At 42.7% G+C, this 16,295-nt stretch carries 12 protein-coding genes, 1 tRNA gene and 2 pseudogenes; 4 read left to right on the top strand and 11 right to left on the bottom strand.

Annotated features, from left to right (window positions below; genetic code table 11):
* Positions 1 to 56: 56 nt before the first annotated feature.
* From RMY27_RS02145 to RMY27_RS02125, 5 genes and pseudogenes are all read right to left on the bottom strand, one after another.
* Positions 57 to 1,070, bottom strand: a complete 1,014-nt coding sequence (locus RMY27_RS02145) for an alpha/beta hydrolase (RefSeq protein ID WP_322660054.1) — start codon at positions 1,068 to 1,070, stop codon at positions 57 to 59.
* A 236-nt stretch (positions 1,071 to 1,306) separates the two neighbouring features.
* Positions 1,307 to 1,645 carry a hypothetical protein gene (locus tag RMY27_RS02140; RefSeq protein WP_322660052.1) on the bottom strand — a complete coding sequence of 113 codons (339 nt, stop codon included), beginning with the start codon at positions 1,643 to 1,645 and terminating at the stop codon, positions 1,307 to 1,309.
* Between the two features lie 283 nt (positions 1,646 to 1,928).
* Positions 1,929 to 3,635 (bottom strand): dihydroxy-acid dehydratase, encoded by a 1,707-nt coding sequence (gene ilvD, locus RMY27_RS02135; protein ID WP_322660050.1) that lies wholly within the window; start codon positions 3,633 to 3,635, stop codon positions 1,929 to 1,931.
* A 187-nt stretch (positions 3,636 to 3,822) separates the two neighbouring features.
* Positions 3,823 to 4,098, bottom strand: a complete 276-nt coding sequence (locus RMY27_RS02130) for a hypothetical protein (RefSeq protein ID WP_322660048.1) — start codon at positions 4,096 to 4,098, stop codon at positions 3,823 to 3,825.
* Between the two features lie 138 nt (positions 4,099 to 4,236).
* Positions 4,237 to 4,547, bottom strand: a pseudogene (locus RMY27_RS02125) (IS1 family transposase); the annotation flags it as partial.
* A 66-nt stretch (positions 4,548 to 4,613) separates the two neighbouring features.
* Between RMY27_RS02125 and RMY27_RS02120 the strand changes: the two are divergent.
* The 3 genes from RMY27_RS02120 to RMY27_RS02110 all read left to right on the top strand — a co-directional run bounded on the left by RMY27_RS02120 (position 4,614) and on the right by RMY27_RS02110 (position 7,888).
* Complete coding sequence (locus RMY27_RS02120; RefSeq protein WP_322660047.1) at positions 4,614 to 6,059, top strand: PQQ-dependent sugar dehydrogenase; 1,446 nt, start codon at positions 4,614 to 4,616, stop codon at positions 6,057 to 6,059.
* Between the two features lie 345 nt (positions 6,060 to 6,404).
* A tRNA-Ser gene (locus tag RMY27_RS02115) sits at positions 6,405 to 6,489 on the top strand.
* A gap of 217 nt (positions 6,490 to 6,706) precedes the next feature.
* Positions 6,707 to 7,888: a CapA family protein gene (locus RMY27_RS02110; RefSeq protein ID WP_322660045.1), complete on the top strand. Its 1,182-nt coding sequence runs from the start codon at positions 6,707 to 6,709 to the stop codon at positions 7,886 to 7,888.
* 200 nt (positions 7,889 to 8,088) lie between these two features.
* Here the strand turns inward: RMY27_RS02110 and RMY27_RS02105 are convergent, their stop codons facing one another.
* From RMY27_RS02105 to trxA, 5 genes are all read right to left on the bottom strand, one after another.
* Positions 8,089 to 9,717: a serine/threonine protein kinase gene (locus tag RMY27_RS02105; RefSeq protein WP_322660043.1), complete on the bottom strand. Its 1,629-nt coding sequence runs from the start codon at positions 9,715 to 9,717 to the stop codon at positions 8,089 to 8,091.
* Positions 9,718 to 10,453: 736 nt separating this feature from the next.
* The gene (locus RMY27_RS02100) at positions 10,454 to 11,119 is read right to left on the bottom strand and encodes a nitroreductase family protein (protein WP_289799746.1); all 666 of its coding nucleotides are present in this window, start codon (positions 11,117 to 11,119) and stop codon (positions 10,454 to 10,456) included.
* A 159-nt stretch (positions 11,120 to 11,278) separates the two neighbouring features.
* Entirely contained in the window at positions 11,279 to 12,391 is a 1,113-nt protein-coding gene (locus RMY27_RS02095) for an alkene reductase (RefSeq protein WP_322660042.1), read from the bottom strand.
* Between the two features lie 207 nt (positions 12,392 to 12,598).
* Positions 12,599 to 13,393 carry an SDR family NAD(P)-dependent oxidoreductase gene (locus RMY27_RS02090; RefSeq protein ID WP_322660041.1) on the bottom strand — a complete coding sequence of 265 codons (795 nt, stop codon included), beginning with the start codon at positions 13,391 to 13,393 and terminating at the stop codon, positions 12,599 to 12,601.
* Between the two features lie 220 nt (positions 13,394 to 13,613).
* Positions 13,614 to 13,937 carry a thioredoxin gene (gene trxA, locus RMY27_RS02085; protein ID WP_012412473.1) on the bottom strand — a complete coding sequence of 108 codons (324 nt, stop codon included), beginning with the start codon at positions 13,935 to 13,937 and terminating at the stop codon, positions 13,614 to 13,616.
* Between the two features lie 80 nt (positions 13,938 to 14,017).
* On the opposite strand from trxA, the gene RMY27_RS02080 reads away from it, so the two are divergent.
* Positions 14,018 to 14,368: a helix-turn-helix transcriptional regulator gene (locus tag RMY27_RS02080; RefSeq protein WP_322660039.1), complete on the top strand. Its 351-nt coding sequence runs from the start codon at positions 14,018 to 14,020 to the stop codon at positions 14,366 to 14,368.
* 234 nt (positions 14,369 to 14,602) lie between these two features.
* Here RMY27_RS02080 and RMY27_RS02075 read toward each other — a convergent pair.
* Positions 14,603 to 16,295 (bottom strand): annotated as a pseudogene (locus RMY27_RS02075) (S-layer family protein); the annotation flags it as partial.

Genomic DNA, 16,295 nt, shown 5'->3' with positions numbered 1-16,295 from the left:
TTTGAAATTGCAAATATTTTTTAACCTCTCCATTTTTTGCAAAATTGGAATGTTCATTAGGAATCTGGATTGATACATTTAAGATGCTCACAGCCAAAACCTTGAGTCATCATTGCAGATAGCTGTGGAAAAACTTGTTCATCAAAGTTGAGTTCTCGCATGATTTGGTCATAAGCTTGTCCCTGCGCTATCCGCTTTGCCATTTCTTGAAACTCTACCCAAGTTAAATTACTCTCAACAAATGCTTTAGCAAGGATAATTACCAGTTCTTCATAATCATTGTCTTCCAATTTTGTCATCATTCGGTGTTCAATGTGAAGTGAATCATCGAAACAGTAATACCAGGATTTCGGTTGCTGTCTAAGTACTCTTCGGAAAAAATCCTGCTGTTTCGAGCGACTAACAGCACGATCTGCCTCACTACATACCATTAAGATTGGGGCAGAAACACTGCCTTGAGCCTTGTCTAAAACCTGATATCCCAATTCTAGAAATATCCGTAAGGCCTTGAAACGAAAACCTTTATAACCAAAATTCCCAGGTGCATCTTTGTTGAACCATTCAAAGTAAATTGGCAGAATTTTGATGAGTTGATCGAATACTAAATAGCGGCTACCTAAAAAAGGCGTGAACAATAAGGTGCGGTCAATCTCTTCAGGATGCTCTAAAGCTAACCAAGCAGCTAAAGTTCCACCTGTTGATAATCCACCAATCACAACTTGTTGACCTAACGTTTTTGCAATCTGCAACCATTTGATGACAAATTGTTGATAAATCTCAATATCTGTTGGCAGGGGTGGAGGATTTTGCGACTTCCAGTCACCTGAGCGTCCATGACCGGGTTGTAAAGGAATCAGAACGTTATATCCCTTGTTAAAGAAGGCTTTACCAAGCGGCTCGAACTGGTAAGGGCCTGCTGTAAAACCATGCAAAAACAAAAAAACTTTTGACGTGAAGTCAGGATGAATCAAAAATTTAGAACGGCAGGCTTCATTTTTAAGACCTAGTGTGGACTCTAATTGGTGAACTTGCTCTAGAACTTCTACTGTATTTTGAATGCCAACTTTCATTTATGTAATTATTATGTTTATATACATCTAGTAATCCTACTTGAACCCTGTTCAGGATACTGAAAAGGAAATCTTTGTCTGGCAAGCTTTTAAGCAGCTTAGTTATTCAAAAATTAAATAGGAGTCCTAAATATATGTTACTTTATGAATTAAGTAGTTACTCCGAGTCTAGCAGAGGACATATTGTTGAGTTGCCCTGTCAGAAGTGAAAAACCTTTTTAAAGTCGGATGTGTATTCACTCCAAACTAATTTTCCACAACCCGTCTAGCGGATTGGACAGTTGGAATTGACTATCATTGCTACCGAGCCAATTATTGTCATACACCAACCCCACACTGAATATTCTATTTAGAGGATATTGTCCTAGTTTTCCAAAACCTTCAATATTCTTTGAGTCAGCGATCGCTTGCTGGTTCAACTGTATAGTTGTTTGGTTGCCGTCGTCAAAGTAAATTGTGGCTCGTTTGTTGTGAAAGCGCACCTGAACTTTGTAGACCCCACCAGTTGCATAGTAATAAGCTGTAGCAGGTAGCTTTTGACCGTCAATATTTTGTCCTTTAAGCTCAACTGCCATAGCAGGACTGCATAGCAGCAACAGGATTGGCAAGACTGACCCTAAAACTTTCATTGGTAGTAACAAACACTTTCAATCAACTACTTTCTACTTTAAAACATAAGTAGAGCGACTTACAGCAGATTTCAAGTTGGTGAAGTACACAAGTTAAGTCTGTTACCCAGATGTAAAACGTGTTTACTTCTGAATTCTGCTGTAAGTTTCACAGCCAACGCCAGAAAATCGTGTTTCCATAGTCTTGTAGAGAGACGCGAGATAGATATCGCGTCTCTAACCTTACTCCCTACTCATTAAATAAATCCAAGTCTGTGACAGCACCAACACTACTAGAGGAAACTAACTTAGCATATTTTGCTAAGATGCCTTTTGTATAACGGGGTGGACGGGGTTGCCATTTAGCACGGCGACTGGCTAATTCTGCATCAGAAATGTTGATTTGTAACAAGCGAGAATTAGCATCAATAGTGATGCTATCACCTTCTTCGACTAGAGCGATCGCACCACCAACGGCGGCTTCGGGAGCAACGTGTCCGACTACCATCCCGTAAGTACCACCTGAAAAGCGTCCATCAGTAATTAACGCCACTGCATCGCCTAAACCTGCACCAATAATTGCTGAGGTGGGTGCTAACATTTCCCGCATCCCAGGACCACCTTTGGGGCCTTCGTAGCGGACGATAATTACATCACCGGCTTTAATCTTACTTGCAAGGATGGCATCTAAGCATTCTTCCTCGGAATCAAAAACTCTTGCAGAACCGGTAATGCTGGGATTTTTTATCCCGGTAATTTTTGCTACTGCTCCCTCTGTAGCAAGATTCCCTTTCAAGATAGCTAAGTGACCTTGGGCATACATTGGGTTATTCCAAGGACGAATCACATCTTGATTCGTGGGTGGTTTATCGGGAACATCTGCTAAAATTTCGGCAATGGTTTTACCTGTGATGGTGATACAGTCGCCGTGAAGTAATCCATGTACCAAGAGCATTTTCATCACTTGAGGGATACCACCAGCTTGATGTAAGTCTGTGGCAACATATCTACCACTGGGTTTTAAATCGCATAAAACCGGGACACGACCGCGAATAGTTTCAAAATCATCTAGATTAAGTTCTACACCAGTTGCACGAGCGATCGCTAGAAAATGTAACACGGCGTTAGTTGAACCACCCACAGCCATAATTACAGAAATAGCATTTTCTATAGATTTGCGCGTAATAATGTGCCGGGGTAACAATTGATTACGAATTGCTTCTACTAATACCTTGGCTGATTCTTCAGTGCTATCAGCTTTTTCGTCATCTTCCGCCGCCATTGTGGAAGAATAGGGTAAACTCATACCCATCGCTTCAAAAGCCGAGGACATAGTATTGGCTGTGAACATCCCACCACAAGAACCAGCACCAGGACAAGCGTGGCGTTCTACTTCCATCAGTTCGGTGTCGTCAATTTTACCAGCACTGTATTCACCCACAGCCTCAAAGGAACTCACAACAGTCAAGTCACGGCTGTTGTAGTGTCCGGGTTTAATTGTCCCACCGTAAACAAAGATAGCCGGAATATTCATCCGTGCCATTGCAATCATTGCCCCTGGCATATTTTTATCACAGCCACCGATGGCAATCACGCCATCCATACTTTGACCATTACAGACGGTTTCAATGGAGTCAGCAATTACTTCTCGTGACACTAAGGAATATTTCATTCCCTCAGTTCCCATCGAAATCCCATCACTAATAGTAATTGTGCCGAACATTTGCGGCATTGCCCCGGCTAGTTTAATTCCAGCTTCAGCTCTGAGTGCTAGTTGATTAATTCCCATATTACAGGGAGTAATGGTGCTGTAGGCATTAGCCACACCGACAATTGCTTTCTTAAAGTCTTCATCCTGAAAACCTACTGCACGCAGCATAGCCCGATTTGGCGATCGCTGTACCCCTTGTGTGACAACTTTACTTCTGAAATTCTCTGACGTTGTTTTTTCACTCATGGCTCTGGCCTCAATCAAATCTCTGTACGAGTATGATATGTAGCCTTTTTTGAGATGTCCAATATATATTTGTTTAGAATTGAGACTTATACAGTATCAAAAAGATGGGACTAAGAAATCTGTGCTACTTTATTGCTGTAGCCGAGGAATTAGCCAGAAATCGAATGGCTCTCTGCGTTCATATTACTCACCCACAGAAATTATCAACCCTCAACTCGCGCCACACATCAGACGGTTGCCAGCCAGAGTTACCAACAGAGCGCAAAGGGCGATAGTGTTCCCAGATGTAGTCCGATTCGGATGCTTCGATGTACACAGGTAGATTTGGTTCAACCACCGATTCAAAAATATCTTGACTCTCAGGCATCTCAATCGGTTCTGTCGATGGTGGAGTTACTTCTGTTGTCTTGCGAATTGGGTTAGCAGTTTTTTTGATGAGTCGTTGCATATTCATAGTCATCATTTGGCTTTCCATAAGGTAGGATATCCCAGAATACATTAAGTTATTAGACGATCCGAAATATTTTGTTGGAAAAAGTTTGGCCTTGCATAAATGCGGCATAACTTAGCTAAGTACAGGTACTTATCTATACTTTAAACCTCAAGGTAACAATAAAATTGAACGTTTAAGCATATCTACTGGTTTGGAATAGCATAATGTTTTTCGATAGCGAAGCGGTAGCGACGTTAGGAGCGTCTATAGGCGTGCAAGATAATCACCTAAAGGTGTATTTTCACCTTATACTCTGGTCATATATGTTTTACTGACGATATGATCTTCTGGGTTAATAAAACTGGAGTAAACTTCCATCCGTTCGTTACATAAAAATAGCATTGCCAACTGCAAACAATGTCCCATAAAGGTTTAAATCTTTCAGCACTATGGTTTCCTAAAAGCCAAGCTAAAATTCCAAAAACGTTCCCCTCATCAAGAGGGATTTAGCAACAAAATTAACTAGCAATTTTATCAAGAAAAACATGAATAACATTAAATCTTCTAACCAAGTAAAACGCAAATTTTTCAATCATATTGCTGTCAAAACGCTATTATTTGCAATAACACTATTATTTACAATAGTTTTATTAAATCATAGCACTACTGGAGTAACTGTTGTACCTCAAGCCCTGCGTTCTGATATCAAGGTTCGCAATATTATTAATACATTATCAGTCTCTCCTTCTGTGCGTATTGTAAAAGATCCACAAAACAATACTCTCTATTACCTCAAACGAAATGGTGAAATTTATCAAGTGAATTTAGCCTCCTCTACTAGAACCCCTGTGTACAACTCTAGTAATCATAATTTAAGTGAAACTCAAGGTATGGCAATTGGCCCTAACGGCACAATTTATTTAGTTGGCAATGCAGACCTTGTGAATAACCAAACTCAAGCAATTATTGTTAAAGGTGTAATTAATTCGAGTACAAAACAGCGTATCTGGTCTATCTTAGCTAAGAGTGAAGCCTATCCCAAAAGCAAAACAGCTTATGACCATCGGTTCAACGGCGTAGTTGTTAGCCTGGATGGTAACTTTATCTATGTGAATAGCGGTTCTCGTACCGATCATGGTGAGGTTCAGTCTGTTGATGGCCTATATCCCAATACTCGCGAAGTCGGATTAACTGCCTGTATACTCCGTCTTCCTAGTAATGGTAACAATCTCTTTCTGGCAAACAATCGAGCAACTTTAAAGACAGCTGGCTATATTTTTGCCGAAGGAATACGTAATACTTTCGATATGGCTTTTGCGCCCAATGGGGATTTATTTGGCACAGAAAATGGCCCAGATCGCGATATGTCAGAAGAATTAAATTGGCTACGCTTAGGTGGGAATTACGGTTTCCCTTGGCGTATTGGTGGAACAGATAATCCACAACAATTTCCCAATTATAATCCTGCCACTGACCGATTGTTAAGCCCTCAATTTAACGCTATCCAAAAGGGCTACTATCGCAACGATCCAACCTTTCCTATTCGGCCTACTGAAAATTTGATTGAACCAATTCCTAATCTTGGCCCGGACGCAGACAATTACCGCGATCCTGTAGATGGAAAAATCAAAGATGCTAGTGTTCTTGGGCAACCTTTTAGCACTTTTACAACACACCGTTCTCCTTTAGGCTTAGTTTTTGATACACAAGGAGTAATGAGTCCAGAATTTAAGAGAGATGGATTTATGTTGAGTTGGACACCAGGCGATCCCACTGGCGAAACATTAATAGGTCCTTTTAAAGATGCCAGCCAAGACCTACTACATTTAAAGTTAACTAAAGTCGGAAATACCAACTATAAACTTAATGCTACGCGCCTGGTCACAGGTTTTAGTAATCCCATTGATGCTGAGATTATTAGCAATAAGATTTATGTTCTGGAATATGGTGGAAATCAAGGGATTTGGGAAGTCTCTATGCCTACCAAATGAAGTAAATTGGGTATTTCTGCATTACTTAATCGAAATTAGGCACCCAAGCTATCCCGATTGAAACAAGCTCGTACTCCTGACGCTTGTTTGCACCCCTCGTCCTGGCATAAGAAACGTTTTTTCACAGCTTTATATAAATCTCTGCGTCTCATTGACTCGTCAGGTAATTTCACCAACCGTCATGATGAAAAATGTCGTGGGCTTTAATGGTATTGGCATTCTTAGAGAATTGCATTACGCAAAAAAAGCGATAATGCTATAGTAGTATAGGGAATTCAGCAAGATTTCCCTAAATTTACAGCATTTGAATGTAGAATATATACTCAAATGTCTGAATAAATAGTTGGAGAGGTGTCCGAGCGGTTCATGGTGACGCACTCGAAATGCGTTTTGGGGAAACCCAACGGGGGTTCGAATCCCCCCCTCTCCGTTCAAAAGATTACTGGAAATTTACTACAATGTGGCTGAAATTTGCCTACCTTTAGGAAGGGTCTTGAACAACTTGTCTGTTTATTTGCAAATTAGATAGGATTATCGTTCAATATTTACGTAGTCAAATATTTGCCAAAAACACTAAAATATACACTGCTAACACAGATTTTACAGCTTTTTGGGATAAACTAATGCCATCGTGTGAGGAGTGAACGATGGTAGATCGCAGCTTGGGGCGAGTATTCTCATTTAGTCTGATCAGCATTTGTTTATATCTGGGTATTAGTATAGGAGTCATTATCCGGCTTGGTCAATCACAGCGATTAAACGCTGCTACTATGCCTACTGAGCCTGTGCAATTTCCATTAGCTATTCCTGAACTTACGCCATCAAAAACACAACAACAAACCTTTCCAGATACTATTACCATCAAAGCCGTTGGAGATATTATTCCCGGCACTAATTTCCCTAACTATCGATTACCCCGCTTTCGAGATCAATTATTACCAAAGTCAGTGAGAACTCACTTGCAAGGATCTGATATCTTGTTTGGTAATTTTGAAAGTAGTCTAACTAATTATCCCTATACTGCCAAAGATATTAGTCGAGGACAAGTCTTTGCCTTTCGCTCTCCACCTGCATACGCCCAGCTTTTTGCTGAGGCTGGTTTTAATGTGTTCAATATGGCAAATAACCATGCTATGGACTTTGGCCCGGTAGGGTTCAAAGATACAATGAAAAATCTTCAGGCTGTGGGCATTGCAACATTAGGTCATAAAAATCAAATTCTTTATTTGGAAGCTAACAATATTCCTGTGGCAATGATCGGATTTTCTCCTTATGAAATGTATAATTCGATCCATGATTTAGGAGCAGCTAAAGCACTCGTGGCAAAAGCCAAAAATAAAGCCAATATTGTAGTAGTATCGATGCACGCTGGAGCGGAAGGAACGGGGGCACTACACGTTAAGAATCAAACAGAGTTTTTTTATGGAGAAAATCGAGGTAATGCGATCGCGTTTGCTCGAAACATGATTGATGCCGGAGCAGACTTAGTACTAGGACATGGCCCTCACGTTCCGAGAGCGATGGAAATTTATCAGGGAAAAATCATTGCCTATTCTTTAGGAAACTTTTTGGGATATCGGACTTTATCTACAAATGCCCAAACAGGTGACTCAATGATTTTAGAAGTCAAACTCAACTCAGCAGGAAATTTGGTCTCAAGTAAAATTATTCCCGTTCGGATGGATCGGCAGGGAATCCCTCATATTGATCGGAGTTTTCAAACTGTAAGACTTATGCGTTATTTGAATAATCAAGCTTTTCCCAAGAATCCGGTGAAGATTAATAAGAAGGGGGAAGTTGTTGTACAGAAGAAGCTTAATCCTTCCTAAAATAATTCGTAATTAGTTAATAGGAGTCAGCGCAATACTGCTCGCTTAAAGGGAAAAGGGTAAGGGGAAAAGGATTGGAAGGCTCGATATATAAGGTTTTTTCCCTTTAACATGAGTCCCTTTCCCCCAAAACCCGACAAGTATTGGGAGCCAGGGTAGTTGTGGACTTACCACACTGCTTTACTAGAATCCAAAATTTACTAGTTATTGTCATCTTGCGGTTTTTCCTCGAACTTCTGAATATTCTGGGGTTGGCTATTAGTCGGTGAATTTTGCTTTTCTAGTGTTGGTACTACCACAGCAGAAGGATCTGATTGTTTGGATTCTGTTGGTGGTGCTGGTGGTATAAATAGAGGTTTTGATGGAATTACGGGTTGAGGGGAAGCAGGATTTTGACTAGAAGCGGGTAAGTTATTTTGTGGGAATGGCAACGGTGCAGGAGCAGGGGAAGCTTTTCGAGATGAGCGGATTGCCCGTAGTTTCTCCACTAAGGAGGGTGTGGGAGAAACGCTAGGTGCAGGTGTGGATTGTTCGGAATCACCGCGTTGCGATTCTCTTGTAGGGCTGCTGGTAGATTCTTCTTGGGAAGAACGACGATTGCGGCGACGCTGCTTGGAATTAGAGACGGGTGCTTTTTCGCTTCTTGAAGTGGTGTTAGTCTCTTCACCTCCGGGTGAAGATGTACTATCAAAATTAGGTGCTTTCGCACCTGATTCTTGAGTTGGCTTTTCAACAAGTGGCTTGGCGGTCGGCTGCTGAAATTTGGGTAATATACTGGCGATCCCAAAACCTGCTGTCGCAGCAACTAGGGCTACACCCATACCAATAAATACTTTAGATGACCCCAGGTTTTTAGCCAGTACAGCTTCCTTAGCGATGCCTGGGTTGGGCTGCGCCAGCACAGATGGTCTATGAATAGAATTTTGGGCACTTTTCCCAATTAAAGTTGCTGCTTGCTGCGCAGATAAATTGACAGTTGGCACTGCGTAAGTGGGTAAAACTTGCGGTGTTCCATTCACCCCATTTCCAGGTAGCAATTGCAGCCACTCAGCAACTGTCGCTGGGCGAAAACGAGACTCTACCGCCATACCGCGCATTACCGCTTGGTTGACAGCAGCGCTCAAGTGTGGTTGCAGTTCGCGGGGGGAAGGCATTTGTTCGCGATCGCGCAATAATGCTGGCATGGGAACTTGGGCAGTCAACAGTGCATACAAGGTTGCTGCTAAACCATAAACATCCGTGGCGGGTGTGCGCGCCGCTTGCGTCATATACTGCTCAATGGGAGAATAACCCTCAGAAACCAAACCTGTGTGGGTCTGCCTGACACCGCCATTAAATTCCCTGGCAATGCCAAAATCAATTAGTATTACTTCCTGTGTTCCTTGACGAAGAATAATATTATCTGGTTTGACATCGCGGTGTAACAAACCGTTGTTGTGTACTACCTGCAACGCTGCCCCAATTTGCCGGATGTAATGAATTGCTGTGGCTTCTGGCAGAGTTATCCCTGGTAAAACAAATGCGTCTCCCAAGGTTTCGCCAGGAATGTATTCCATCACCATGTAAGGCAGTCCAGCTTCTACGAAAAAGTCACTAACTCGGACTATATTTGGGTGAATACACGTAGCTAATCGTCTGGCTTCATCTTGGAATTGGCGCTCGAATTTGGCAAAATCAGGATGTTGTCGCAGCCGTTCGTTGATGGTTTTCATCACCACCTCCTGACCCAAGTAGTGATGCGTAGCTTTAAAGGTAATGCCAAAGCCACCCCGCCCTATTTCTTGAATAAGGGTATATTTTCCATCCTGCAAAATTGTGCCTGCTAACATAAAGAGTCCTGAGTCCTGAGTGAGCAGATAAGTAGCGAGTCCTGAGTCTTGAGGGATTTCCCAAAAATTTTCCCATATTTTTATTGGGCAGGATTCTTGCCTGTCTATTTTATGGGATGATTTAGTTGTTGGAATTCCTGAAGTGAGAAAGACCTCCTCATGAGCACAACAGTTTTATCTTTCTCAGATGATAACGCGGGACTGCGGCCAGCCTAAACCGGAAGATCGGCTAAAGTGATTTTTGGGATTTGATAAAAGTCATTTTCAGAAAAGCTATTAAAACCCAAATTCATCAATTGAATATCTTCAAGCTAAAGCTTACCCACTTTAAGTTTGCAACAATTTGTCTTGGTATCGCCTGTAAGTTCTCTGTGCTGCTTCTAAGCTGAACGCTAGAGAGTTCAGGCTTCACATCCCCGATGACATTAATTTAGCACTACGACAAATAAAAAGTCACTGTACAGCGGGGGAGCAGAGGAGAAGTTGCAGTAAGTTTTTCCCCTCTGCCTCTTCCAATGCGTCATATCATGTTCGCTTGATTACTTATTAAATCCGAAGAACCCCACCCCGCCAAAGCTACGCTTCGTCTCCCCTCCCTGCTTGCGGGGAGGGGATTAAGGGGAGCCAGTGCGGTCTTGGGGTCTCCCCAAGTGGAGCATCTGGCGTGTGGGGTGCAATGACTGTGGAAATCATAATTAATTATCCGAACATGATATCATTCCCAATTTAGGGAAAGCTACCCTGCATAAGGATTACCGATTCTGTCTACAGAGACGTTGGAGGAAAATGGTAAACGACCTGGATTTAAGCGTGGTTCGGCTGCATAGCCCACAGGAACTAAAACAGCGATCGCTAAATCTGGATTATCTCCTGCACCAATCACTTCTTTTACCTTGTCTTCAAGCCAACCATTCATAAAACAGGTAGATAAACCTAGACTTTCAGCTGCTAACACCAAATGGGTAGCAGCGATAATCGCATCTTTGATCGCATACTCCCGTTGCTTATCTCCCAGTGTCTCTTGAAATTGCGGAATAGCAGTTTTAAAATAATTAGCTGTGCTTTCATTCCATGCCCCAGTTGCAAGAGCCTGTTCAATTATCGGGTTCAAGTTTTTTTCAGATGCACTTGCATCAGCAGCAAAAACAAAAGTAACTGGTGCTTGGACAATTTGCTGTTGATTCCAAGCAGCTGCTGATAAGGCTGCCTTTTGCGCCTCATCTTGCACGAGAATAATTTGCCAGTCCTGAATATTGAAACTGCTGGGCGCAGCCACGGTTAACTCTACCAGTTGCTTGAGTAGTTCTGGGGCGATGGGGTCTGTTTTAAAAGTTTTGATAGAACGACGTTGAGCGATCGCACTGGGTACATCTAAAGGTTGGGTTTGGATGATGGAACTCATGAAATTCTCCTAATAGTTGGATTATGACCAAATAATTCGTAAATTGTGATTAGAATATAAGCGAATTTATTTATCCATGAAACAAAAACAAAAATTATTTCTTGTTTCCGAACAAATAACTTGCCTACAATACCGCAAGGGACTATTACAAGTTACGAATTATGCATTAGCTACTGGCTCATTAGCAGGCGACCAAAATGGATAATCTGTATATCCTTCTTCACCACCACCGTAAAAGCTTGCTTGATTTGGTTCATTTAGTGGTGCATTCAAAGCCAAGCGTCGGGGTAAATCGGGATTTGATATAAATAATGTGCCAAAGGCAACTAAATCTGCTGCTTTGTTTGCCAGTACAGCATTGCCTTTTTCACGAGTATAGCCACCATTGACGATGAGAGTACCTGTAAAGCGATCGCGTATATGACTAGTGGGTACTATTATCCCGCCATGTCTAATATCTGCTTCTGTTGCCTCATAAATATGCAGATATGCCAAATTAAACCGATTTAACGCTTGAGTCGCATAACCGAATGTCTCCAGGGGATTGGAGTCACGCATATCGTTAAAAGTCCCGCTAGGAGAAAAACGCACCCCAACTCGGTTAGAATCCCACACACTAGTTACCGCCTCTGTTACCTCCAATAGGAATCGGGCGCGATTTTCAATGTCACCTCCATATTTATCTGTGCGTTGATTCGTGCCATCCCGGAGAAACTGATCTATTAAATAACCATTAGCTGCGTGAATTTCCACGCCATCAAACCCAGCTGCTAGGGCATTTGCCGCTCCCTGACGGTACTGTTCAACTATCTGTGGTATTTCTGAAGTTTCTAAAGCACGAGGAGTAACAAAAGGTTTTGACCCCTCATAAGTTGCAGCCTCACCTTTAGGAGTAATGGCAGAAGGTGCTACAGGTAAAACTCCATTCGGTTGTAAATCAGGGTGAGAAATCCTGCCTACGTGCCATAGTTGCAGAAAAATTCTGCCTCCGTGCTGATGTACGGCATCGGTTACTAACTTCCATCCTTCCACCTGTTCTGATGAATGAATTCCTGGTGTCGCGGGATAGCCTTGTCCTTCAGGAGTTACCTGTGTTGCTTCAGAAATAATCAGCCCGGCGGAAGCACGTTGGACGTAGTAAGTAGCATTCAGTTGGTGTGGCACGTTTCCCTCACCTGCCCGATTTCGGGTTAAGGGTGCCATCACTATCCGGTTAGGTAGTTCCAGATTTCCTAACTGGTAAGGAGAGAATAAGTTGATATCAGTATTCATGTCGCTTTTGCTCCAATTCAAAATGACGCTCGCAGACTCGCTTTAAGCGAAGCCATGCCGAAGGCTTTACGCTGCGCTAACAAAATTTGGAACTCCACATTTGCGAGATCAGGAGAACAAAAAAAGATTTTTCCCCATACCCAATTTTGCGTGCAGGGCATTACAGCTATTTTCAGGTAAATAGCCTATGCGGTTGTGGTTCAAATACTAAACAATCGACCGAATAACGCCACCATCTACCCGCAAAGCTGCACCATTTGTTGCTGATGCTACGGGACTAGAAAGGTAAACTACGATCGCTGCTACTTCTTCATTAGTTGCAAAACGTTTAATTAAAGAACTTGGACGCACATTTTGAAAAAATTCAGCCTCAACTTCAGCGCGAGTAATACCGCGTTCTTGTGCCAAGTTGGTGATAAAATCTTCAACTCCTTCGGAACGAGTTGGCCCTGGTAGGACGGAGTTTACCGTGACTCCAGTCCCGATAGTCATTTCTGCTAGACCTCTGGCGATTGCAAGTTGTGCCGTCTTTGTTGTGCCGTAGTGAATCATTTCCACTGGGATCTGAATAGCAGATTCGCTGGAAATAAAAATTATCCGCCCCCAGTTTTGCTCTAGCTGCTTTTGCAGATATTGCCGACTCAAACGGACTCCACTGAGGACGTTAATCTCAAATATGTTTAACCAATCTTTATCAGTAATATCAAAGAAGGTTTTTGGCTCATAAATACCCACATTGTTTATGAGTATATCAACGTGAGGAACCTCTTGAATGAGTTTCTCTACCCCTGATGCAGTGCCAGCGTCAGCAACAACACCAGAAACTTTCGCGTCGGGTGTAGAATGCTTAATTTTAGCGATCGCTTGAGCTACTCTTTCTTCAGACCGACCGTTGACAATCACTGATGCACCCTCTTGAGCTAGCCCAAGAGCGACGGCCATTCCAATACCTGCGGTTGAGCCACTAACCAGTGCGGATTTACCATGCAATTTCAAGTCCATTTCGCTCTTTCCCCGTTAATTGAAACAAAATGAGCAGGGGACTGGGGACTAGGAAGTAGGAGAGATGAGGGAGATGAGGGGGATAAACAAAACTCCTCACTCCTCACTCCTCACTCCTCACTCCTCACTCAGCACTCCTAACTCAGCACTCAGCACTACTCCTCACTCCTCACTCCTAACTCAGCACTCAGCACTCAGCACTCCTAACTCAGCACTCAAATTAAAGATGCTGTGCTAAGGTCTTATTCAAGGTAGTTTTTGGAACCGCCCCTACGACAGTATCAACCTGGCGACCTCCTTTAAAAACCATCAATGTCGGAATGCTGCGAATTCCATAGTGGCTAGCGACAGTAGGATTTTGATCTGTGTTCAACTTCACAAATTTCACCTGTCCTTCGTATTCAGCAGCAACTTCATCGACGACTGGGCCCACCATCCGGCAAGGGCCGCACCACGGTGCCCAAAAGTCCACTAATACCGGAATTTCACTTTCCAAGACTTCTTGCTTGAATGTGGCTTCTGTGACGTTTGTAATGGATGACATAAATTGCCTTCCTACTTAATTCTATTATTCGATAATATCGAATAATAAAAATATATGCCACCTGATGAGATAATGCAACTATGAGATTCCTTTATCATCCAGATAGAAAAAATATTTCTTTACCGGGCGTGTTGTATGCATTGGGCGATCCCGTGCGGCTAGAGATTGTGCGGCTGTTGGCGACTGAAGGGGAACAATGCTGTGCGAGGTTTGATTTTGCGATCGCTAAGTCTACGATGTCCAACCACTTTAAGATTTTGCGAGAGTCAGGGATAGTCTTTACACGCAAAGAAGGGACACATCACATTAACATCCTGCGGCGTGAAGATTTAGAGGTGCTATTTCCAGGGTTGTTGGATGTGGTATTGAAAGCCGCTCAACCATTGCCTTTTGAACCCGCCAGTGCCAAACAAACAGCTTCAAAGATTTAGGGGTATTGGGCATGACCTGTTTAAGAATCTGCTCGTTTTTCAATTTGTGTTTCTAAATCAGCAAAGATAATATCATGTTGTTCTTGAAAAGTCCTTGGAGTAGAGATAAACCTAAATCTGTAGAGAGTAAATCAATACCGTCGATAATTTTGGGTATCTGATCTCGATTGACTTGCAGAACGAGAAAGCATTTCTCCCTGTAATCTGCTCTTTCCTAAAAGAGGGCAATGTTTCCTAGAAACAAGAAGTAGTAAGCCAGGAACTATGAGGCAAAACTGTCGGCGCATCAGCCGTTAGTACAACTTCACCTTTAGTATTTTTCACCCAGCCTTGCGCTTCCACAATTGGCGCTGGACTGGAACTATTTGCCTGATTTGAAACATTTGTACTAGAGTGGTTTTCACCCTTTGGGTTGAGAGTTACCCAATCTACTTGAACTGCATCGGGAGTGAGGGGTTGGCTTCTGGGATTGGGTGGTAAGCCACCGCGTCCGGCGATCGTAAAACTACTTTCATTTTGTGCTGTACGGGCTTGACAGACTTGCGACACTTGACTATTAACTGGGACGGCTGGTAAGTTAATTAATCCTTGATAGGGATCAACATTAAGCGTGTTGATTTCTACAATGCCGTTTAAATCAGGTCTTGTTTGGGAAATTGCTGTAATATCATTTGTCTGAAGTTTACGCGGGTCTGGGTTTGGATCGTTAGGGCGCAACCTCTTAAGGTCTTCGCTAGTTAGTGAGGCAATTCCAAAAATCTTAGTAGCGTTGATTGTGACTGTTCCCCCATTACCATTGTAGGCATTGGCGGTGATGTCGCTGTTTTCATTTGGTTTAGCAACGATGAAGCCATTAGGGGCATTGATGGTGATCTTACCGCCATCTCCACCAGCCCCTTCAGTGCCTGCGGTAGCAGATATCTGGCTATTACCACTTAGGAACAACAAATCTAGGTCGTGGAGTGTAATATTACCACCATTACCGGATGCGGTTTCAGCAGTGATTTCCCCTTCATGATCTAAACGAATAAAAGGAGATTTTACCTGAAGGTTGCCTGCACCCTTTGATCCTCGAGAGCGAACAAACAAGCCACTGTTAGCAGACTCATCCTCAACAAAGTTCCCATCAATTCCTCGGACACGGCGTTTGAAGGCAGCGCTGCCAGATATAATCACTCTATCAGTAGCATTAACTGTGATATTACCTGCAAGCCCACTGCTGCCTGTGAAAGCATTAGCAAGGATTTGTCCACCATTAACCGCTTCCAAAGTATTCGCGTTCACCGTGATATTGCCAGCATTTCCCTGACGGAAAGTGCGGGCATCTACAACCCCATTGTCTGCTATCCGCAAAGCATTGGTATTAATAACGATGTTTCCTCCTTGCCCCTCTTGAATGGTACGTGAAAATAACCCACTTGCCGTTTTATTAATGGCAAATCCAAAAACATTAACAGCTTCAGTTGCATTAATTTCTATCTGTCCACCGTTTCCTTGACCACGAGTACCAGTAGCTATCTGCGCGCCATTTCCCACAATTAACTGCCTAGTAATAATTGTTAAGTCTCCGGCATTGCCAACGTTTGTTGTTTGAGTAGATAACAAACTAGGGCTTGGCTCACTATTAGATGATATTCCTGTTCCCTTCAATTCCACCAAATCCCTAGCATCCACAAACAAATTTCCCCCGTTTCCTTGACCACTACTAATAGTTAATATTTGTGCTCCATCTTGGACACTCAAGCGTCTGGTATCAATTGTCAAGGTTCCAGCATTTCCAGCACCGGAAGTTACAGTAAACAAGCCGCTATTAGCATCAATTAGTTCCACGGAATCAGTGGCGGTTACAGTCAAATTTCCCCCCTGTCCCTCACCTGAAGTAGAAGTTGATACTCGCGCTCCATTCTGAGAACTTAACCTTCGAGTA

It is taken from the genome of Nostoc sp. DedQUE09, assembly GCF_034530915.1.
Taxonomy (GTDB): domain Bacteria; phylum Cyanobacteriota; class Cyanobacteriia; order Cyanobacteriales; family Nostocaceae; genus Nostoc.
Note: the sequence above shows the minus strand (reverse complement) of the source record. Positions and strands in the feature narration are given on the sequence as shown.

Bases quoted from the DNA above. Each gene is read 5' to 3' on its own strand.
- RMY27_RS02110 (WP_322660045.1), top strand. From the start codon at position 6,707: ATGGTAGATCGCAGCTTGGGGCGAGTATTCTCATTTAGTCTGATCAGC.
- RMY27_RS02145 (WP_322660054.1), bottom strand. From the start codon at position 1,070: ATGAAAGTTGGCATTCAAAATACAGTAGAAGTTCTAGAGCAAGTTCAC.
- RMY27_RS02140 (WP_322660052.1), bottom strand. From the start codon at position 1,645: ATGGCAGTTGAGCTTAAAGGACAAAATATTGACGGTCAAAAGCTACCT.
- RMY27_RS02090 (WP_322660041.1), bottom strand. From the start codon at position 13,393: ATGGACTTGAAATTGCATGGTAAATCCGCACTGGTTAGTGGCTCAACC.
- ilvD (WP_322660050.1), bottom strand. From the start codon at position 3,635: ATGAGTGAAAAAACAACGTCAGAGAATTTCAGAAGTAAAGTTGTCACA.
- RMY27_RS02105 (WP_322660043.1), bottom strand. From the start codon at position 9,717: ATGTTAGCAGGCACAATTTTGCAGGATGGAAAATATACCCTTATTCAA.
- RMY27_RS02095 (WP_322660042.1), bottom strand. From the start codon at position 12,391: ATGAATACTGATATCAACTTATTCTCTCCTTACCAGTTAGGAAATCTG.
- RMY27_RS02130 (WP_322660048.1), bottom strand. From the start codon at position 4,098: ATGATGACTATGAATATGCAACGACTCATCAAAAAAACTGCTAACCCA.
- trxA (WP_012412473.1), bottom strand. From the start codon at position 13,937: ATGTCATCCATTACAAACGTCACAGAAGCCACATTCAAGCAAGAAGTC.
- RMY27_RS02120 (WP_322660047.1), top strand. From the start codon at position 4,614: ATGAATAACATTAAATCTTCTAACCAAGTAAAACGCAAATTTTTCAAT.
- RMY27_RS02080 (WP_322660039.1), top strand. From the start codon at position 14,018: ATGAGATTCCTTTATCATCCAGATAGAAAAAATATTTCTTTACCGGGC.
- RMY27_RS02100 (WP_289799746.1), bottom strand. From the start codon at position 11,119: ATGAGTTCCATCATCCAAACCCAACCTTTAGATGTACCCAGTGCGATC.